General features: G+C 66.8%; 21 protein-coding genes. 10 read left to right on the top strand and 11 right to left on the bottom strand.

The features are described 5' to 3' along the window. Positions 1–13 precede the first annotated feature (13 nt). Genes ACRCUN_RS03440 through ACRCUN_RS03465 form a run of 6 tightly spaced genes read right to left on the bottom strand, consistent with a single transcriptional unit; the run spans position 14 to position 7025 of the window. The gene (locus ACRCUN_RS03440) at positions 14–1378 is read right to left on the bottom strand and encodes a PfkB family carbohydrate kinase (RefSeq protein WP_462140262.1); all 1365 of its coding nucleotides are present in this window, start codon (positions 1376–1378) and stop codon (positions 14–16) included. After that, on the bottom strand, positions 1371–1958 hold the full coding sequence (locus tag ACRCUN_RS03445) for a D-sedoheptulose-7-phosphate isomerase (protein ID WP_462140573.1): 588 nt from the start codon (positions 1956–1958) through the stop codon (positions 1371–1373). The genes ACRCUN_RS03440 and ACRCUN_RS03445 overlap by 8 nt, the downstream gene beginning before the upstream one ends. Beyond that, positions 1958–2974 (bottom strand): glycosyltransferase family 9 protein, encoded by a 1017-nt coding sequence (locus ACRCUN_RS03450; protein WP_462140263.1) that lies wholly within the window; start codon positions 2972–2974, stop codon positions 1958–1960. Before ACRCUN_RS03450 ends, ACRCUN_RS03445 begins: the two co-directional genes overlap by 1 nt. Beyond that, positions 2971–4461, bottom strand: coding sequence for an HAD-IIIA family hydrolase (locus ACRCUN_RS03455; protein WP_462140264.1), 1491 nt, complete (start codon positions 4459–4461; stop codon positions 2971–2973). The genes ACRCUN_RS03450 and ACRCUN_RS03455 overlap by 4 nt, the downstream gene beginning before the upstream one ends. Next, complete coding sequence (locus ACRCUN_RS03460) at positions 4458–6071, bottom strand: carbamoyltransferase family protein (protein ID WP_462140265.1); 1614 nt, start codon at positions 6069–6071, stop codon at positions 4458–4460. Before ACRCUN_RS03460 ends, ACRCUN_RS03455 begins: the two co-directional genes overlap by 4 nt. Positions 6072–6080: 9 nt before the next feature. Then, on the bottom strand, positions 6081–7025 hold the full coding sequence (locus ACRCUN_RS03465) for an NAD-dependent epimerase/dehydratase family protein (RefSeq protein ID WP_462140266.1): 945 nt from the start codon (positions 7023–7025) through the stop codon (positions 6081–6083). Positions 7026–7065: 40 nt separating this feature from the next. Between ACRCUN_RS03465 and ACRCUN_RS03470 the strand changes: the two genes are divergently transcribed. Continuing rightward, complete coding sequence (locus ACRCUN_RS03470) at positions 7066–7989, top strand: glycosyltransferase family 2 protein (RefSeq protein ID WP_462140267.1); 924 nt, start codon at positions 7066–7068, stop codon at positions 7987–7989. Positions 7990–7994: 5 nt separating this feature from the next. Here the strand turns inward: ACRCUN_RS03470 and ACRCUN_RS03475 are convergent, their stop codons facing one another. Together ACRCUN_RS03475 and ACRCUN_RS03480 are read right to left on the bottom strand one after the other, a co-directional pair. Continuing rightward, positions 7995–9218, bottom strand: a complete 1224-nt coding sequence (locus ACRCUN_RS03475; protein WP_462140268.1) for a glycosyltransferase — start codon at positions 9216–9218, stop codon at positions 7995–7997. A 19-nt stretch (positions 9219–9237) separates the two neighbouring features. Then, complete coding sequence (locus ACRCUN_RS03480) at positions 9238–10209, bottom strand: glycosyltransferase (RefSeq protein WP_462140574.1); 972 nt, start codon at positions 10207–10209, stop codon at positions 9238–9240. A gap of 51 nt (positions 10210–10260) precedes the next feature. Between ACRCUN_RS03480 and ACRCUN_RS03485 the strand changes: the two genes are divergently transcribed. From ACRCUN_RS03485 to ACRCUN_RS03510, 6 genes are read left to right on the top strand one after another with little or no spacing between them, the layout of a single operon-like run. Next, on the top strand, positions 10261–10494 hold the full coding sequence (locus ACRCUN_RS03485) for a hypothetical protein (RefSeq protein ID WP_462140269.1): 234 nt from the start codon (positions 10261–10263) through the stop codon (positions 10492–10494). A 12-nt stretch (positions 10495–10506) separates the two neighbouring features. Then, entirely contained in the window at positions 10507–11382 is an 876-nt protein-coding gene (locus ACRCUN_RS03490; RefSeq protein WP_462140270.1) for an SDR family oxidoreductase, read from the top strand. Positions 11383–11393: 11 nt separating this feature from the next. After that, on the top strand, positions 11394–11858 hold the full coding sequence (locus ACRCUN_RS03495) for a hypothetical protein (RefSeq protein ID WP_462140271.1): 465 nt from the start codon (positions 11394–11396) through the stop codon (positions 11856–11858). Continuing rightward, positions 11858–13087 (top strand): NRAMP family divalent metal transporter, encoded by a 1230-nt coding sequence (locus ACRCUN_RS03500; RefSeq protein WP_462140272.1) that lies wholly within the window; start codon positions 11858–11860, stop codon positions 13085–13087. The genes ACRCUN_RS03495 and ACRCUN_RS03500 overlap by 1 nt, the downstream gene beginning before the upstream one ends. After that, positions 13084–13449 carry a type 2 periplasmic-binding domain-containing protein gene (locus tag ACRCUN_RS03505; RefSeq protein ID WP_462140273.1) on the top strand — a complete coding sequence of 122 codons (366 nt, stop codon included), beginning with the start codon at positions 13084–13086 and terminating at the stop codon, positions 13447–13449. Before ACRCUN_RS03500 ends, ACRCUN_RS03505 begins: the two co-directional genes overlap by 4 nt. Beyond that, positions 13436–13780 carry a hypothetical protein gene (locus ACRCUN_RS03510; RefSeq protein ID WP_462140274.1) on the top strand — a complete coding sequence of 115 codons (345 nt, stop codon included), beginning with the start codon at positions 13436–13438 and terminating at the stop codon, positions 13778–13780. The genes ACRCUN_RS03505 and ACRCUN_RS03510 overlap by 14 nt, the downstream gene beginning before the upstream one ends. 19 nt (positions 13781–13799) lie before the next feature. Here ACRCUN_RS03510 and usfY read toward each other — a convergent pair whose 3' ends face one another. Beyond that, positions 13800–14105, bottom strand: coding sequence for a protein UsfY (usfY, locus tag ACRCUN_RS03515; RefSeq protein ID WP_462140275.1), 306 nt, complete (start codon positions 14103–14105; stop codon positions 13800–13802). A gap of 170 nt (positions 14106–14275) precedes the next feature. Here usfY and ACRCUN_RS03520 point away from each other — a divergent pair, with 170 nt between their 5' ends. Further along, on the top strand, positions 14276–14527 hold the full coding sequence (locus tag ACRCUN_RS03520) for a hypothetical protein (protein ID WP_462140276.1): 252 nt from the start codon (positions 14276–14278) through the stop codon (positions 14525–14527). On the opposite strand, the gene ACRCUN_RS03525 is transcribed toward ACRCUN_RS03520, so the two are convergent. Beyond that, positions 14524–14670 (bottom strand): hypothetical protein, encoded by a 147-nt coding sequence (locus ACRCUN_RS03525; protein ID WP_462140277.1) that lies wholly within the window; start codon positions 14668–14670, stop codon positions 14524–14526. The genes ACRCUN_RS03520 and ACRCUN_RS03525 overlap by 4 nt on opposite strands. 262 nt (positions 14671–14932) lie before the next feature. Here ACRCUN_RS03525 and ACRCUN_RS03530 point away from each other — a divergent pair, with 262 nt between their 5' ends. Together ACRCUN_RS03530 and ACRCUN_RS03535 are read left to right on the top strand one after the other, a co-directional pair. Continuing rightward, complete coding sequence (locus tag ACRCUN_RS03530) at positions 14933–15970, top strand: hypothetical protein (protein ID WP_462140278.1); 1038 nt, start codon at positions 14933–14935, stop codon at positions 15968–15970. Positions 15971–15974: 4 nt separating this feature from the next. Next, the gene (locus ACRCUN_RS03535) at positions 15975–16910 is read left to right on the top strand and encodes a ribonuclease Z (RefSeq protein WP_462140575.1); all 936 of its coding nucleotides are present in this window, start codon (positions 15975–15977) and stop codon (positions 16908–16910) included. Here the strand turns inward: ACRCUN_RS03535 and ACRCUN_RS03540 are convergent. After that, entirely contained in the window at positions 16902–18272 is a 1371-nt protein-coding gene (locus ACRCUN_RS03540; protein WP_462140279.1) for a cytochrome P450, read from the bottom strand. The genes ACRCUN_RS03535 and ACRCUN_RS03540 overlap by 9 nt on opposite strands. Between the last annotated feature and the right edge of the window lie 29 nt (positions 18273–18301).

Here is an 18301-nt window from a genome sequence, read left to right on the forward strand (position 1 = left end):
TTGCCCCTCTCGATCACGACCGCATCGCGGCGATCAGATTGCTCGATGAATAGCCCGCAACGGTCGGCAGTAAAACTATTTCGCCGCCGTGTCGGCGCACGACTGGCGCTTCGGGCAGATCGGCTTCGGTGTAGTCGCCGCCCTTGACCCACACATCCGGGCGCAATTGCTCGAGTTGATGCTCGGGTGAGGACTCGTCGAAGATCACGACGGCGTCCACACAGGCCAGTGCGCTGAGGACCCTGGCTCGATCTGCCGCTGCCATCACCGGCCGCGTCGGGCCCTTCAACGCCCGTACCGACGCGTCGGAATTGAGCAGCACCACCAAGGCATCACCAAGCTGGCGGGCCTGATGCAGCAGCCGGACATGGCCGGTGTGCAAAAGGTCGAAACACCCCCCGGTGGCCACGAGCCTGCCGGACCGGCGGCGTAACCGGTCGCGTACCTCGACGACGCCGCCGACGATGGCGGTGGGTTCGGTCATGGCGCCCGCGTGTGCGCCGAAGTCGGTGGGGCTCGACACTCCGACTGCGCCGCCTGCGGCGACGAAACGGCTCGCCGCGTTGACCGCCGCGCTCACCGCGGCCTCGACGTCGTCACGATCGGCCAAGGCAAGGGTGGCGGCGACCGCGAACCGGTCGCCCGCACCGCACGTGTCCGACCGTCCGGAACCCGTAGCGGCGCCGGCGGGCACGGGTACGTGCACGCTGCCGTCGCAGTCTTTGGCAAGCACCGCTCCCCTGCTGCCCAGCGTCACGCACACCGCGCGCGCCTGCCAGTCCCGGCGCAAGCCCTCTGCCGACCGTCCCTGCGCCTCGGCTTCATTCGGCGTCACCAAATGGCATCCGGTAATCGGCGTTGCGCCCCGCGGGTGCGGATCCCAGACCAACGGCACCCGTTCGGCCGCGCGCTCGAGCAACCGCCGCAGACCTCCGTGAGCCGCCACACCCCTGCCGTAATCGGCCACGCACACCGCACGGGCGTCGGCGAGAACCGCGGCGACCCGGTCCGGCACCGGCCCGTCGATCACGCTGCCGTCGCCGTGATCGAGACGCAGCATGGACTGACCGACCGCACGAATCCTGGTTTTGCACACGGTGGTTCCGGTCATGGGCAGCGCCACCACGGTGACGCCCGCGGAGGCGAGCAGTTCAGCCAGCCTGCGGCCGTCCGCATCGTCGGCGATGGCGGTGACGAGCACGACGTCGTCCTCGCCACGTGCCGCCAGCACTGCCGCAAGGCCCGCTCCGCCCGGCCGCTGCCAAACCCGCTCGGCATCGACCACCGGAACCGGCGCCTCCGGGCTCAGCCGGGTTGCGCTCCCTTCGATGTCGACGTCGAGCATGCAGTCGCCGACAATCACCACCGGCCTACCCACCGCAGGCTCCCAACACGCCACCGCTGCTCGGCAAGGCATCGTCGAGTGCGATGCACAGCGAATGGACGAGGAGCAGATGGATCTCCTGCACGGTCGCGGTGCTTGGCGCCTCGACACAGATGGCGTCATCGCACATCGCCGCCAACGGATTCGGCGCGGGTCCGGTGAGCGCCCACGTCGTCAGACCCATCTCATGCGCGGCTTTGACGGCTGCCAGCACATTCGGGCTCGTGCCGCTCGTCGACAGCGCTACCAGGACGTCACCGGGACGGCCATGTGCGCGCACCCCGCGGGCGAACATCTCTTCTGGACCGTAGTCGTTGCAGATCGCGGTCAGCGCGGACGTGTCGGCGTGTAAGGCGATGGCCGACAGCGGTATTCGTTCGTCGCGGAATCTGCCGACCAGCTCGGCCGTCAAGTGCTGAGCCTCGGCGGCACTGCCGCCGTTGCCGCACGCCAGCAGACGGGCGTCGGCGGTGAGAACGTCGGCTAGGTGTCGGCCCCAACGCGTCAGCCGGGCCGCCTCGCCGTCGATGCGGCCCACTGCGGCAGCGAGTGCCGAAATATGGGTGTCGATCATCATTTCCTACCTCCCAGTCGATCGACCGCAGCCAGTAGCTCGGTGTCGGTGATGCCGTCCAGGCACGGATGGCCGGGTACCGGGCAGTTCCTCGCCCGGGTGAGCCGGCACGGCGCTGTCTGATCGCCGAGGCGGATCACGTTGCGTCCGTACGGGCTCCACTGCTCCGCCGGAACAACCGGCGCGAACAGCGATACCACCGGGACCCCGACGGCCGCGGCAAGGTGTGCGGGGCCGGTGTTCGGTGCGATCACGACATCGGCTTGCGCGAAAACGCTTGCCAGCGTGGCCAATGTGGTACTTCCACCGAGGTCCAGGGCGACACCGGCGGCGGCTTCCGCCGTCAGATCGCGCTCCTGCTCGTCTCCGGTCACCACGACGCGGTAGCCCGCGTGGGCGAGCGCGCGGACCATGCCCGCACTGCGCGAAGCCGACGGGCGTCGCGCCGGAACCGCGGCGCCGGGGTGGAACACCACGAACGGTTCCGTGCCGACCTTTCGTGCCAGTTCACCGCCCAACGGTGGTGGAGTCCGCACCATGAGCGCCCCGTCATCGTGTGCCGGCAAGTCGACACCGGCGGCCCGGACGAGCGACAACGCGCGCTCGGGCTCGGGAATCCCCGATTCGACATGATGACGGAGGTTGAGCAGGGTGCCCGGATAGTCCTCACTGATCGCCCCGACCCAGCCGACCTCGGCCATCCGGCAGATCAGCGCCAACGGCAACGGCGACTGGTGAAACGACGTGAAGATGAAGACTCGCTCCGGTGCGATATCCCGAAGCTGCTTGACCAGCGCCTCCACATGGCCGGCCGTCAGTTCGGGCGAATCGAAATCCACCCAGGGTGCTTGCCATTCGACGATGTCGCCAACCCCCGGCAGCAGTTCGGCGGCGGCGCGGCCGCGTGGTCCGGCGAGGAAGGTCACCGGACCGTGCGCGGCGGCGACGGCGCGCACGGCGGGCCCGGTGATCAGGACGTCACCGGCGCTGTCGAGTCTGGCCACCAGCGCGCTCATCGGGCATCCCTCAGCACGAGTGAAACCGCGTCTTCCAGCGTCGAGGCCACGCGCGCCCTCGCCCGGGCATCCGAGATCTCCTGCGGCAACGTACGATCCGTGGGCACCAGCACCGCATCGGCGGCTGCCGCGAGCGCCGCCTGCACATCGCCCCCCGTATCGCCGATCAGTACGCAGCGGCTGGGCTGAACCCCGAGCGCCTCGGCCGCGGCCACCACCATCCCTGGCGCCGGCTTACGGCACGAACAGTTGTCACCGGCGTCGTGTACGCAGATCTGCCAGGAGTCGAACGGACCGAGCAACGCGTCCACCTTTGCGTTGACATCGGCAAGCTGGCTGGTGCTGATGAGGCCCTTGGCAATGCCGGACTGGTTGGACACGACGGCCAGCATCAACCCACGTTCACGCAGTTTGTTCAGTGCCTCGACCGCCCCGGCGACGGGCCGGACCCCGTCGGGATCGTTGAGGTAGGGACCGTCCTCGATGATCGTGTCGTCGCGGTCCAACAGCACCGCGAGTGGTGGATCGCGGTGCGCCGCACGGAAATCCCACTCGCCGCGCAGCCGGTGGAACACCGCGACCGGCGGGATCACGATGCTCGTGATCAACATGCGTGCCGCTTCGATCACGGTGCGAGGGCCTGCCAGGAATCGCCGCACCGCGAACTCGGCGGTCAGCGCGAGCCACCCGAGGCCCGCCCATCGTGCCGCGGGACGCCCTCTGGCCGCGACGGCGAGCACCGCGGCCGCGGTCGTGGCCAGGTGGGCGGGCAGCCGACCGCGTCCTTCGCCGATGGCCGGACGCCAGCCGCGGCCATACTTGCGGTGCATCAGGGCGTCGTCGCGGTTGCCGCGCTGCGCGCGGATACTGCTCAGCCACGTCGCCCGTGCGACCGGATGCCTCGACCGTCTCGAACCTTGGATTATCCGGTTGCCCGCCATGGTGATTCGCAATGCCAGATCGGAGTCCTCGCGATAGGCCCGCGGGAAGCGCTCGTCGAATCCACCGACATCGACGAGCACCGACCGCCGGTACGCCATGTCGGCGGTGATCCATTGGGCGGTGGCCAATCGTTGGGTGCGGCGCTCGTCGTCGGTGCTGCGCCGCCCCGGTCGCGCCGGAACATCGATGACCGCCTGTGAGCCGGCCGCACCGACGGATTCGGCCCCGTTCAGATCCTCCGCGAGCGCCGCGAGCCAGCCGGGATGAGGCCGTACATCGTCGTCGACGAAGCAGATCCAGCGGGCGGTGCTGCTGCGCCAGCCGAGATTGCGGGCCGCCGCCGGGCCGCGGCCGCCGCTGCGCAGCACCGTGACGGGCAGCTTCGCCGTGATGAGCAGGGGCGGGTCCGGTTCGGCCCGGTCATCGACGACGATCACCGCGGCGGGCGCCGGACCGTCCGACTTCTCCAGCGCTGCCAACAAGCGCTGCAAGGTTTTCCGACCGATCGTGGGTATCACGATCGCGAAGTCCACCGGGTCGCTCACCGGGGCCTCCGCACAATGAACGGACCGATCGCGAGCACGTCTATCGGTGCACTCCCGAAGCACTCCAGCGCGTCGCGGGGACTGTCGACCATCGGACGCCCGGCGGTGTTGAAGCTGGTGTTGACCACCACCGGCACGCCGGTGCGGTCGCAGAACCGGCTGATCGTCGCGTGCATCAGTGCATCGCTTCGGTCGATCGTCTGGATCCGGGCGGTGCCGTCGACATGGGTGACCGCGAGAATGCGCGACTGCCAATCCTGGGCGACGTCGTGGACGAAGAGCATGTAGGGACTGGGCAATGGCCCACCCGAGAAGATCTCGGCGGCGCGCTCGGCGAGCACCATCGGAGCGACCGGCCGAAACTGTTCGCGCCCTTTCACGTTGTTGAGCCGCTCGAGATTCTCGGCTCGCCGGGGATCGGCCAACAACGAGCGGCGGCCCAGTGCTCGGGGCCCGAACTCCGAACGCCCCTGAAACCACCCGATCACCTGATCGTCGGCGAGCGCGTCGCCCACCGCCGCGCCAAGATCGGCGGGACGTTCATGCGGGACAGCGGCTTCGGTGAGCGCCGCGCCGATCTCGTCGTCGGACCAGCCGCGGCCCAGTGCCGCCGACGGCATGGGCTCGAGCGGCTCACCGGCTTCGGCCGCCAAGGACAGCGCCGCGCCGAGCGCCGTGCCGGAATCGCCTGCGGCCGGCTGCACCCACACGTTGCGGAAGGCGCCGTTGTTGTGAATCTTGGAATTCGCAACACAATTGAGCGCCACTCCGCCGGCGAGACACAGGCTGTCGTGATCGGTGCGGTCGCGCAACCACCGCACGAGCTCGAGCAGAACCTCTTCGAGGACGCGTTGGACACTGCAGGCCAGGTCGACCCGGTCGTCCCACCCGCTGCCGAACTGACGCCAGTCGACGGGCTCGGTGCGGAACCCGCCGTCACCGGTGGCATACACCAGCTCACGGAACTGATCGGCGAACCGCGGCTTCCCGTAGGACGCCATGGCCATGACCTTGTACTCGTCGCTGGACCGTTTGAACCCGAGATGTTCGGTCAGTTCCTCGTAAAGCAGTCCGAGCGAATGCGGCAGCTGCTGGGTGGCCAGCACGTCGAGTTTGTGCTCGGTGTAGGTACCGGCCAGCATCGAAGTGCGTTCGCCGCGGCCGTCGACGACGAGTACCGCACAATCCGGATGCGGTGACGCCAGGGCGCTGGAGGCGGCGTGGGCCACATGATGGCGCACGTACTGCACGATCGACGGATCGAGCCCGGGCAGCGCCGACTGGATGAACTTCGGTGCCCGTTCGGCATACATGGTCCGCAGGTATTCCCAATCCCGGTCGAGCCCGGCGAGATCGATGTCCTGGGCCTGCATCAGCCGGGGATCGTAGGAGTACCCGACCGCATCGAGATCGGCCGGCGACAAACCGGCCTGGTCCAGGCACCAGCGGGCGGACTGTACCGGGATCTCCCACGTGGAGAACGGCACCGCCTGCTTACCGTGCTTGCGGCGGCTGAACCGTTCTTCCTCGGCCGCCGCCACGATCCGTCCGTCCACCACCAGTGCTGCCGCGGGGTCGTGGAACACCGCGTTGATTCCGAGTATGCGCACGAAATCCTCCTAAAATCCTTGTCGGGCAAACCATTCGAGGGTCATCGCCAGACCACGACGGCAATCGACCCGCGGTCGCCAACCGAGCTGTTGCGACGCCGCGGTGATGTCCGGGCAGCGCCGCTGCGGGTCGTCGTCCCCAAGTGCCACGAACTCGACCGGCGATTGGCTGCCTGCGAGCTCGCGGATGAGCTCGGCGATCTGCAGGACCGTGAGCTCGTGGGGGTTTCCGATGTTGATCGGCCCGGCACAGTCACTTCGGGCCAGTGCCAGCAAGCCGGCCACGGTGTCGTCGACGTAGCACAGCGATCGGGTCTGACGGCCGGAACCGTGCACGGTGATGGGCTCGCCGGCCAGGGCCTGCCTGCAGAACGTGGGAACGATGCGCCCGTCGTCGGCGCGCATGCGCGGACCATAGGTGTTGAAGATGCGCGCCACCCCGACGTCGGCGTTGCGGGCCCGCTGATAGGAGAACGTCAGCGCCTCGGCGAATCGCTTGGCTTCGTCGTACATACTGCGCGGACCGACGGGATTGACGTTTCCCCAATAGCTTTCATGCTGAGGGTGTTCGAGCGGATCACCATAGACCTCGCTCGTGGAGGCCAGTACCAGCCGCGCACCGCAGCGCTCGGCGACATCAAGCGCGTTGGCCGTGCCGAGCGCACCGGTACGCAGCGTCTGCAGCGGGAGCCGCTGATAGTCCACCGGCGACGCAGGCGACGCCAGATGAAACACCGTGTCCACGGCCGGTATCTCGGTCAGCGGATCACTGATGTCGTGCTGTACGAACTGGTAGCCATCGCGGTCGCGCAGCAGGTCGGCGGCCGTGGGTGCGCTGGTCGACAGATCGTCGAGGCAGATCACCTCCAGCCCCTCATCGAGCATGCGTTCGCACAGGTGGCCGCCGAGAAAGCCGCCACCGCCGGTCACCAAGACACGCTTCAGTTCATGCATGGGGGTTTGCCGTTCGTTGTCGCGGGTAGTTCGCCCGGTTATGGAATCCGTTCAAAGAACCGAAGAAAGCGCCCCGGTACGCGAGAAGGTCTCGTTCGTCATCGCCAGCCGCAATCGGTCCGACGAACTGGCGTCGGTGATCAACCGTCTGCTCGACGAGACCGAGTGCCCCATCACGGTGGTCGACAACGGCTCCGATGACGACTCGGCGGAAAGCGTCCGGCGCATCGCATCGCGTTCGGGCGGCCGCGTCGTGCTCATCGGCTTGGGGTCGAATCTCGGTGCAGTCGGCCGCAATATCGGTGTCGCGGCCTGCCGTACGCCTTACGTCGCGTTCTGTGATGACGACTCGTGGTGGGATCCGCAGGCACCGGCACTCGGTGCGGCGATCTTCGACCGGTACCCGAGCACCGCGGTGCTCGCGGCCCGCACCGAGGTCTGGCCGCAACGTCGGGACGATCCGATGGTCGAGGAGTTGGCCAACAGCGCGCTGGGCCACCGCCCGGATCTGCCGGGTCCGTCGATTCTCGGATTCCTCGCCTGTTCGGCGATGGTCCGCAAATCCGCATTCGAGGCGGCTGGCGGGTTCAGCGACATCCTGCACTTCCGCGGCGAGGAGCAACTGCTCGCGCTCGATCTCGCGGCGCGGGGTTGGCACCTGTGCTACTGCCCCGAACTGAAGGCCATCCACCAGCCGTCTTCCCAGCGGCCGCCGACCGCGGCACAGGACGCTCGCAGCCTGCGAAACGCCGTGCTCACCACGTGGCTGCGCCGACCGATGCGGCAGTGCGTCGATGCGACGGGTTCGCTGCTGCGCGCCGCGACACGAGACGGCGAGCATGCCCGCGCCGCGGCCGAGGCGATGGTTCGGTTGCCTGCGGTGCTGGCACACCGGCGGACTCTGCCCGCAGGCGTCGAGGACGCGCTCGCGGTTCTCGAGCGTGGAAACGGGCGCCACCGCTGACCCTGTCATCCTGAGGAAACGTTGGTCGTGGGCTGACGCAGATAGCCACTGGGACCCACGCGGTCGTACACCCGCAGCGTGTCGGTGGCGATTCGGTCCCACGAGTAGCGCGATCGGGCCCGATCCCGACCGGCCGCACCAAGGCTCTTGCGCAGAAATTCGTCCCGCAGCAGACCAGCAACGGCGTCGGCGAGAAGATCCGGGCGCTTCGGCGGAACCAGGCGCCCGGTCACGTCGTGGACGACCGTGTCGAGCATCCCGCCGACCGCCGAGGCCACCACCGGGATACCGCACGCCATGGCCTCCAGCGGCACGATGCCGAACGGCTCGTACCAGGGCGTGCACGCGACGACATCAGCCGAGCGAAGCACCGCGGGCATGTCGCCGCGCGCCACCGATCCGCACAGTTTCACGCGGTCCGCGACGCCAAGGTCACGTGCCAGCTGCCGAAGCCGGGTGGCTTCCGGATCTTTGTCCAGCTCAGCCTGCGGCGGCCCGCCGACGATGACCAACTCTGCGTTCGGGATGCCTGGCAGCGCGCGAACCGCGAGGTCGAAGCCCTTGCGGGGAACGAACCGTCCGACACTCACGATGCGGTAGTGCGAGCCACGCGGCGCCATCGGGCCGTCGGGCTTGAACAGTTTCAAATCCACGCCGCACGGCACGACGGAGGTGCGCGACCGCGAGCGGCCGAGCCGCATGAGTTCGAACACCTCATCGGTGCACGTCGCAGCGACCCAGGTCGCGCAGCGGGCGACCATCGCCTCAAGTTTCAACCGCTCGGGCGGGCTCGTGTCCTGCGCGCCCTGGTGACGGCGTTTGACCACGCCGAGGGCATGGAATGTCTGCACGGCGGGAAGATTGAGGTGGCGCGCGGCCAGTTGACTGGCCACGCCGGACATCCAGAAGTGCGCGTGCACGACATCGGGACGGTCCGCCGACCAGTCGTTGTCCAGGAACTGCGCGAACTGGCCCATGTACTGCAGCAGTTCATCTTTGGAAATCGGTTCCGCGGGCCCGGCCGGAACGTGGACGACGCGGTATCCGTCGGGCGTTTCGATCCGGTCGGGGAGGTCAGGGTCGTCGCGCCGGGTGTACACCGTCACGTGGTGCCCTTGTCTGCTGAGCGCTGCCGACAACGCCGCCACGTGGACGTTCTGTCCGCCTGCGTCCACTCCTCCCAGTGCCGCCAACGGGCTCGCGTGCTCGGAAACCATCGCGATCTTCATTCGCCTCCTCCTTCGAGTCTCATCGGCAGCACTCGTCGATGACCCGGTCCCACTCACCGAGGAACCGGTCAAGCGCGAAATGAGCCATGGCGAATTCGCGGGCGGCCTTGCCCGCCACCGCCGCTGCGGCCGTGTCGGTCACGAAGCCCTGCAGGGCGTAGGCCAACGTCGCCACGTCGCTGCTCACCACACCCGCTTCGGCGGGCACAACCTGAGGAGCTTCCGTCGAAGCGACAGCCACCACGGGCATTCCCAGATACATCGCCTCGACGAGGGACAGACCCAGCGAAGTCCAGCGGGCGGTGTGCACATAGACGCGGCGCCTGGCGATCTGACGCCACAACCGGTTCCGCGCGACATCTCCTTTGCCCCGCACCGCTGACCGACTGCCCGGGCGATTGAGCTCCAAAGTGTCGATGCCCCAGACGTCGATGGGCACATGCGAGCTCAACTCCGACAGGAGGTCGGCGCCGACCGTTCGCCAGCGCCGAAGGGGCTCGTTGATCATCGTGGCGGCTGCCGCGACATCGCCGGTGTAGAAGTTGCCTGGGTCGGCGATGCCGTGGGTGATCACCGTCGTCGGCGCAACTCCGTTGTCCCACATCAGCCGGTTGAAGTCGGTGACATGGACGACCGGGATGTCGCGGCGTTCGGCAAGCGGGTGCGTGCTGTCCACCGCAAACGGCCGTGGCGCATTGTGCTCGACGTAAACGGCAGGCACGTCGATCCCGGGCCTGCGCCCGAGCCAAGCCGTGGTCAGCTCGAGCTCTTCAGGTCGTTGCAGGACGACAAGGTCGACTTCCTGATCGCGCAGCTCGTCAATCGAGATCTCTTGTGCGCGTGGCCAATCGCGCCCACACAACCCGCGCCCGTCCGCATCCCGCGCTGCGTTCAGCGGAACGAGGTAGCGATGTCGACCGGCAGTGAACGACTCCATCCATGAGCCATGCACATGCCACGCGAGCAGCGTTCGCGTGAAGTCTTCATCCATGGGGCGGAAGTACCCGGCGAAGTGCCTCTTAAACACGCGAAGAGTTTGATCATGACTGCTCCGGGTACCCGACGCTTCATGGACCGCGACGATCTACCTGATGAGGTGCCTATCGCCGACGCTGTCGAGCAACAACGCGAAACCACGGGGCCGGTCGAAGACGAGGAGGCTTTCACGCCGTCGGCCGACTCCCCGCCGTTGGAGGCCACGGAACCGGACTGGCAGGAGCAACGCGAGGCCATCGATCTCGATCCGGAACTCGACGAGTTCGGCCGCGAGGAATAGGGGGCAAGCGACATGAGCGACCCAGGAAACTCACAGAACGAGACCCCGGACAACGACACCGTCATCCCCTATCCGGGACACACGTCCGATATGGCCCAGCAACCGCGTGACGAGATGCGCGAGTACACCGGCCGCGGCCTACTCGACGGCAAACGAGCGCTGATCACCGGCGGAGACTCCGGAATCGGGCGTGCGGTGGCCGTCGCGTTCGCGAAAGAGGGCGCCGACGTCGCCATCGCCTATCTCGAGGAGCACGACGATGCCACCCATACCGCGTCGCTCGTGGAAGACGCGGGCCGGCGGTGCCTGCGGTTGCCTGGCGACCTCAGCGAAGTGGAACAGTGCAGAGCGATCGTCACGAAGACCGCAGGCGCGCTCGGTGGCATCGACATCCTGGTGAACAATGTTGCCTACCAGGCACCTACGGAGAAGTTCACCGACATCAGCGACGAGCAATGGCGGCACACGTTCGCCGTCAACGTCGACAGCTTCTTTCACGTGACGAAGGCTGCGCTCGCACATATGCCGGAAGGCGGGGCCATCATCAACACCGCATCCATCAATGGGCTGCGGGGCAACAAGACACTGATCGATTACTCGGCCACCAAGGGCGCGGTGATCGCGCTCACCTACTCGTTGGCGCAGTCCCTGGCCGATCGTGGGATTCGCGTGAACTGTGTGGCACCCGGCCCGGTGTGGACACCGTTGATCCCCGCGACGATGGATGCCGAACGTGTCGAATCCTTCGGTGAGCAAGCACCATTCGGGCGGGCGGCGCAGCCGGACGAAATCGCGCCGTCGTATGTCTTCTTCGCGTCCGGGCAGCTGTCGTCGTACTACAGCGGCGAGGTTCTCGCACCAATCGGCGGCGAGACGCTCCCCGGCTGAGGGGGCGGGCCGTGGCGCAGAAAGGCGACAGAATCCGGCGAATCCGGGCGGTTGTCCTGACCGCCCTGCTGATTGCCGCACTCGGGCTGTTGCTGACCCGCTGCCCCGCCAATCGCGACGGCATGCCCGGGCAGCTCGCGTCGGCGATGGAGGAAACGGTTTCGGCGGCGCGAAGCGCAGCCATGGCACTCGACCTGCGGCAGCAGAACCGGTCCACACCGCAGTTGGCCAGCGTGCAGATCTCTGATGCGCGTAGCGATGTGGTCAAGGCATACCAGGGAATTGCCGAGCTGAAGGCCGATGACCCTGCCGATGTCGCGCGGCAGAAGTTCCTCACCGAGTCGATGACCACGATCATCAGCCGGCTCAACGCCGCTTCGGCGACACTGCGCGAAGTCTCCGCGACGCCCGACCTCGGGAGACTCCGCGCCGACCTGGTGGCGGCCGCCGATAAACTGGAAACCGGATACCGCTGATGAAGAGAGTGTTTGCGGTAGCCCTCGGCATCCTGACCGCCATCGGCGGATTCCTCGACATCGGTGACCTCGTCACCAACGCCGTCGTCGGATCCCGGTTCGGCCTCGCACTGGCTTGGGTGGTGGTCGTCGGAGTCGTCGGGATCTGCCTGTTCGCGCAGATGGCAGGCCGGGTGGCCGCGGTCAGTGGCCGGGCCACCTTCGAGATCATCCGCGAACGGCTGGGCCCGCGGACCGCGGCCGCCAATCTCAGCGCGTCGTTCCTCATCAACCTGATGACGTTGACCGCCGAGATCGGCGGCGTCGCGATCGCGCTCGAGCTCGCGACCGATGTGGGCCCGATGATGTGGATTCCGGTGGCCGCCTTCGCGGTGTGGGTCGTGATCTGGCGGGTGAAGTTCAGCATCATGGAGAATGTCGCCGGGATCATGGGGCTGTGCCTGATCGTTTTCGCGGTGAGTATCTTTCTGCTGCAACCCAATTGGTCCGACCTCGCCCATCAGGCGACACAGCCGGTCATCCCGCAGTCCGAGTCGTCGGCAACCTACTGGTATTACGCCATCGCGCTGTTCGGCGCGGCCATGACTCCCTACGAAGTTTTCTTCTTCTCGTCCGGAGCCGTCGAGGAGCACTGGAAGACAAAGGATCTCGGCGTCTCGCGGCTCAACGTGATGGTCGGTTTCCCATTGGGCGGCATCTTGTCGATCGCGATCGCGGCATGCGCCGCGGTGGTACTGCTGCCCAACGGGATCGAGGTGACGTCCCTGTCCCAGGTCGTGATGCCCGCGGTCGTCGCGGGCGGAAAGCTCGCGCTGGCCTTCGCGATCGTCGGCATCGTGGCGGCGACCTTCGGAGCGGCCTTGGAGACGACGTTGTCCAGCGGTTACACGCTCGCGCAGTTTCTCGGCTGGCCGTGGGGCAAGTTCCGTCGGCCCGCCGAAGCCGCGCGATTCCATGTGGTGATGTTCGTGAGCATCGTCGCCGGTGCCGCCGTCCTGTTCACCGGCGTCGACCCGATTCTGGTTACCGAGTATTCGGTGGTGTTCTCCGCCATCGCGCTTCCGTTGACCTATCTGCCGATTCTCATCGTGTCCAACGACCCGGAATACATGGGCGACAAGACGAACGGAAGGGTGACGAACGTGTTGGGATCGATCTATCTGGTGATCATCCTGGCGGCATCGCTGGCTGCCATTCCACTGATGATCGTGACGGGAGCGGGGCAATGACGAGACTGGACGCCCGCCTGCATCTGCTGGACCGCCAGTTGGTCGACCACAATGGCGATCCGGTCGGCATCGTCGACGATCTCGAGCTCGACGGTGTGGAGGTCGACGAGGAGATCGAGCCGGGAAGCCCGGCACCTCGCGTCACCGCACTGCTGTCCGGACAGGTCGTGGCGACTCGCATCTTCGGCGGTACCCCACCGAGATCGCGATTGCAGGAAATCCCCTGGAAGCTCGTCGCCTGCATTGGCGTGACGGTGCAACTGACACCCACTGACATGAAATTCGACGTGCAGTGGATGGAGAGATGGCTACGAGATCACATCGTGTCCCGAGTCCCGGGAGGTACCCATGCAGCTGAGTAGACTGCTGGGGCTGCAGGTGATCGACGCGGGGCACCACCCGGTGGGCATCGTGGTCGACGTGCGGCTCGGCTTTGCCGGGGACCGGGCCGATCATCCGCCCGCGCCGGAAGTCATCGGGCTGGTGATCAGCCCGCGCACCCGATCGTCCTATCTCGGTTATGAGAGAACCAGTCTCGATGCCCCCGCGCTCATCGCGGCCATCGCGCGCTGGCGCCACCGCGGTACATTCCTGGCGGCTTGGGAGGATGTGGGGCGCGCGGCGTCCGACCACGTGACGCTACGGCCCGGCTACCGCCGCCACTCCCCCCTGCTCCGTGACGGTGACGGATGACCGGGCCGGCTAGCGGCTGTCACGGCCGCTGTTCATGCACTTCCGGGTGAGCGGCATTCCATGCGCGTTCCTTGCGGCGCACTCGCCAATGCTCGATGCCGAACCACAAACCCGAACCCACGAACAACGCGGCGGCAACGCACGCCAGCACAATGCCGACACTGTGGTGGCTCGTAGCGAAGGCTGCCAGACATGCGACGAATGACGCCCCGCCCAGATACAGCATGATCAAAGCCGGAAAGTTCGCGGTGTCCTTCATCGTCTCGCCGGCGTGCGGACGCGTGGTCCTGGCATGGTCCACCGGGTCCTTTGCGTTGTCGCCCATCGCTACTCCTCTCGGCACGCTGCTGCTGCCGCCACTGCGGGGCAGGCGTTGCATAACAGGTACCCGTGCCGGGGATGGGCGAAACTCGACCGCCCGGCCTGCGGCTCGGCTTAGGACCGGTGGGGAACGGGCATAGGTGTAGCGACCCGATACCGACGACGGGAGCCGACATGACGATCTCGGCAGATGACGTCCGCCGACTACTGGCCTCAGACGCATCCGACGCAGTGCTGGTGCTCGTGCAAGGCCGAACGGAAGTGGTGCCTCAAGACCAGCTGGAGTCAGACCGATACCGCGGCGCGTTGCAGGTGGCGTCGCGCGCCGAACTGCTCAGCCGGACTGGCGACGCCCAGCTCTCCGAACACGAGATGGCCGAGGAAGCCGCCAAATTGGAGTCTACGATCGCCAATCTTGGCGGCTAGCGGTCATCGCCCGCGCCAGTCTCTTCCGGGTCGTCCGCGCCTTCGGCCTGATCGGGTTGGGTGCGCTTCGCTTGGAGCATTTCGGGGTCGGCGTCGGGATCGTAACCGGCGTCATCGCCTTCGCCCGGGCGTTTCGCATTCATGTGCCCTCCAAATGTCTTAGCGCGGTGCACTTGTCACGAGCCACGGTTCTCGCCGAGCTCCTCGACGATGGGGTTCGCGGCTGTCTCGGGCAATCGGAGCCACCATGCTCAGTTCTCCTTTGCGCTCGTTCTGGCACCGTCCAGCCCGGCTACCCGTTCAGCGCTCCCCCAATCCAGCTCGGGCGTCAGTTTCGGCCCGATGAGCCGTGGGTAGTGGCAACTCATGCCTGGTTCAACGAGGCCGCAGCCAAGAGTCGGCCTGGTGACCGATCCGGGTTTGTCCACAACGGTCGTCGAATCATTGACGGCGACCCTGCCCGCCTTGTTGGCCCGAACCGTGAGCGATGAGGTGTGCTGGACGGTCGCCGTCCACAGCTACGCCCTGCCGCTCGAAGCCGACGGGAACATCGAGATACGCAAGCACAGCGACGAGCTGAAGTCCCGTCACGGATGGGACTTCGTAGTGTGTGTGACGGAGTTGACCAGACGTCTCGACGAGACATTGGTGGTCTCCGAGGTGAACGTCGCGGAGGGCACGGCGTTGATATCCCTGCCTGCGCTCGGGCCGGTCCGGCTACACCGCCATGTCGCCAGAGCGATCGTGCACGTCGTCGGTGCGCTGACGATGGACACGACGAACCGTCACCGCATCGCCGTCGGCCCGCTCTTGGAGCCGACCAAGCGGGAAACCACCGACGGCGGGAAGAATGCGTACCTGGAGCTCACCCGCGTGCACGGCAGGCTGCGCCTGCTGCTCGGGATGGTGCGGGTCAATCGGCCGTGGCGGCTACTGCCCAGCCTGTCGAGCGCGATCGCGGCGGGTGTCGCTGCCGCGGCTTTCGGAGTGTTCTACTCCAGCATCTGGACCATGGCCGATTCGATGAGTACGACGCGGCTTGCCGGGGTCAGCATCGTTGCGATCCTGGCCATGATGATGTGGCTCATGCTCTACAACGGCCTGTGGGAACGGCCACGAGACCTCGATCAACGCAAGAACGCCGTGCTGTACAACAGCGCGACCGTGCTGACCCTGGGGGTGGGCATCGCGGCCATGTATGTCATGTTGTTCTGTGTGGTGTTGCTCGGAGCGCTGACGATAGTTCCGCCCGCCTATCTGGCCGCGACGTTGGAGCACGACGTCACGTGGCGCGACTACGCGGAGCTGGCGTGGCTCGCCAGTTCGCTGGGTACATTCGCCGGTGCCCTCGGATCCAGCTTCGAAAGCGACTACACGGTCCGCAATGCCACGTACGGGAAACGTGAGCAGGAGCGGCATGCGCGAGCCGCGGCGGCGAGCTGATCACGTGTCGGTCCGCGAATTGGTTGTGCTCGGTACTTCCAGCCAGGTGCCCACCCGTAATCGCAACCACAACGGATACCTGCTGCGGTGGGACGGCGAGGGATTTCTGTTCGACCCCGGCGAAGGGACGCAACGCCAGCTCTTGCTCGCCGGCCTGCCCGCAAGCACGGTCACCCGGTTGTGCCTGACCCATTTCCACGGTGACCACTGCCTCGGTGTACCCGGTGTGCTGCAACGCATGTCGTTGGATCAGACGCGCCATCCGCTACACGCGTACTTTCCGGAGTCCGGTCAGGAGTTCTTCAGCCGGCTGCGCAACGCGAGCATCTTTCATGACGTCACAGAGGTTCACGAGCATCCGACAGCGGCTGACGGCACGGTGGCCACCGGGCCGTTCGGCATCCTCGACGCTCGGCGGCTCGACCACTCGGTCGAGTCCATCGGCTATCGGCTGGTCGAACCAGACGGTCATCGTATGGTTCCTGAATTGTTGGCGCGCTTCGGTGTCAGCGGTCCAGCGGTCGGAGAAATACAACGGACCGGGTCGGTACGGGCGAACGGACACCTCGTGCGGCTCGCGGACGTCAGCGAGCCGCGACGTGGTCAGCGGTTCGCATTCGTGATGGACACCAGAATTTGTGAAGCCGTGTACGCGCTCGCCGACGGCGTCGACCTGCTGGTGATCGAGTCGACGTTCCTGGCCGAGGACGCCGATCTCGCGAGCCGCTATGGGCACCTGACGGCGGGTCAGGCCGCGCAGGTCGCGGTCGAGTGCAACGTCCGCCGGCTCGTACTCACTCATTTCTCACAGCGATACACCGACACGAGCGGGCACCGCGCCGAAGCTGCCGAGGTGTTCTCGGCAAAGGGTTTCGACGGTGACCTCGTGGTCGCCGAAGACCTGGCGCGGATCGCGGTCCCGAGGCGACGGTCAGCCTGAACTCACCGACCCGCCCGCCAGTGCCGGTTCGGCCGCACGGACCGAAAAGTCGAGATCCAGCTGGTTGAGCGTCATCGGTAACGGCGCGCCCGGCGCCGGGCGCGGCGTGGACCGAAGCTCGAAGTGCAACCGGCTCAACATATTCGCCGTAAGCATGCTGGTGGTGAACAGCACCAGGTTGCGGCCTGGACACTCAGCGGGGCCTGCCGAGAACGGCACCAGCTGTGGGTACCGCTCGGCTCGGCCGTCGAGCCAGATGTCGGGCGTGAACTCGTGTGCGAACGGCAGTAACGACTCGTCGCGATGAAAGGCCGGCGTCACGATCATCACGCCTGCACCTTGTTGGATCGTGAATCGATCGGAGCCGTCCCGCCAGTGGGTGTCCTCGGTGGTGTCGCGCAGGATCGTGGGCGTCGTGGGCCACAGCCGTACCGATTCCAGCACACAGCTTCGAAGGTAGGGCCGCGGCAGGGGGCGCTCGGGATCGGCACTGTCGTCGACGGCGCGATCCAAATGGGCGGGGTGGGTTGCCAGCACCGCGATCGCGCGGAACATCGCCATGCCGGCCGCGTCAAAGGCGAACAACCACTGCGGCATCTGGCCGACCGGGTCCACAGCGCCGCCGGCAGGCGTATCGGCGAGTGCACTGACCAAGGTGCCGGGTTCAGGGTCCTCGGCATAGCCGTACAGGCGCTCCGTGAATTGAGCCCTGGCCCGGTAGTGCGGAAGCGCCAGGAACGACCAATTGCCTGCCTTACGCAGCCTCAGCAGATCGTCGGTGATCGCCTCGTCGTCGCGGCCCCGTTCGCCCAGCGCCAGGCGACGGACCAGGCGCCACCACGCCGACATGAACGTCGACGAATTCAGATGCCCGAGCGATGTGGCTTCGGTGACCAGAACGCTTGCCTCGTCGGCGATTTTCGCCGCGAACGCATCGGCCAACCGGTGTAGTTCCGATCCGGAGTCGAGAGCGGACTCGTTGACGGCGCGCCGTCGAGATCTGATGGCTCCCTGCGAGATCAGCACACCGTGTGGCTGAAACCACTGCAGGGCCTTGCGCTTCTCGCGATTGGCCGGGTCGAACGGTTCGGGCGATCGGGTGAGCACCGCCGCGACATCATCCGGATCGAGTATCACGACAATGCGCCGACCGGGTATGACGAGTTCGACCGGACCTCGCCCGAACTGGCGGCGCAACCGTTGTAACCGCTTCACCGCGCGGCGGTCGGCCTGCATGCGTTCCAGCAGCCGAACCACCGGCCTACGCCGGGCGATCGCCCCGGCCGAGATGGAGGCGAAGCCGAGATCGCTCAACGTCATGAGAGCGGCAGCCCCGTGCAACCGGGGTCCATCGATAGGCATGCGAAGCATTTACCCGTCGCGGATCGCGC

The sequence above is a fragment of the Mycobacterium venezuelense genome (genome assembly GCF_054919535.1).

Coding starts and splice junctions, on each gene's coding strand:
- ACRCUN_RS03445 (WP_462140573.1), bottom strand. CDS start 1,958: ATGATCGACACCCATATTTCGGCACTCGCTGCCGCAGTGGGCCGCATC.
- ACRCUN_RS03450 (WP_462140263.1), bottom strand. CDS start 2,974: ATGAGCGCGCTGGTGGCCAGACTCGACAGCGCCGGTGACGTCCTGATC.
- ACRCUN_RS03465 (WP_462140266.1), bottom strand. CDS start 7,025: ATGCATGAACTGAAGCGTGTCTTGGTGACCGGCGGTGGCGGCTTTCTC.
- ACRCUN_RS03470 (WP_462140267.1), top strand. CDS start 7,066: ATGGAATCCGTTCAAAGAACCGAAGAAAGCGCCCCGGTACGCGAGAAG.
- ACRCUN_RS03475 (WP_462140268.1), bottom strand. CDS start 9,218: ATGAAGATCGCGATGGTTTCCGAGCACGCGAGCCCGTTGGCGGCACTG.
- ACRCUN_RS03480 (WP_462140574.1), bottom strand. CDS start 10,209: ATGGATGAAGACTTCACGCGAACGCTGCTCGCGTGGCATGTGCATGGC.
- ACRCUN_RS03485 (WP_462140269.1), top strand. CDS start 10,261: ATGACTGCTCCGGGTACCCGACGCTTCATGGACCGCGACGATCTACCT.
- ACRCUN_RS03490 (WP_462140270.1), top strand. CDS start 10,507: ATGAGCGACCCAGGAAACTCACAGAACGAGACCCCGGACAACGACACC.
- ACRCUN_RS03500 (WP_462140272.1), top strand. CDS start 11,858: ATGAAGAGAGTGTTTGCGGTAGCCCTCGGCATCCTGACCGCCATCGGC.
- ACRCUN_RS03505 (WP_462140273.1), top strand. CDS start 13,084: ATGACGAGACTGGACGCCCGCCTGCATCTGCTGGACCGCCAGTTGGTC.
- ACRCUN_RS03510 (WP_462140274.1), top strand. CDS start 13,436: ATGCAGCTGAGTAGACTGCTGGGGCTGCAGGTGATCGACGCGGGGCAC.
- usfY (WP_462140275.1), bottom strand. CDS start 14,105: ATGGGCGACAACGCAAAGGACCCGGTGGACCATGCCAGGACCACGCGT.
- ACRCUN_RS03520 (WP_462140276.1), top strand. CDS start 14,276: ATGACGATCTCGGCAGATGACGTCCGCCGACTACTGGCCTCAGACGCA.
- ACRCUN_RS03525 (WP_462140277.1), bottom strand. CDS start 14,670: ATGAATGCGAAACGCCCGGGCGAAGGCGATGACGCCGGTTACGATCCC.
- ACRCUN_RS03540 (WP_462140279.1), bottom strand. CDS start 18,272: ATGCCTATCGATGGACCCCGGTTGCACGGGGCTGCCGCTCTCATGACG.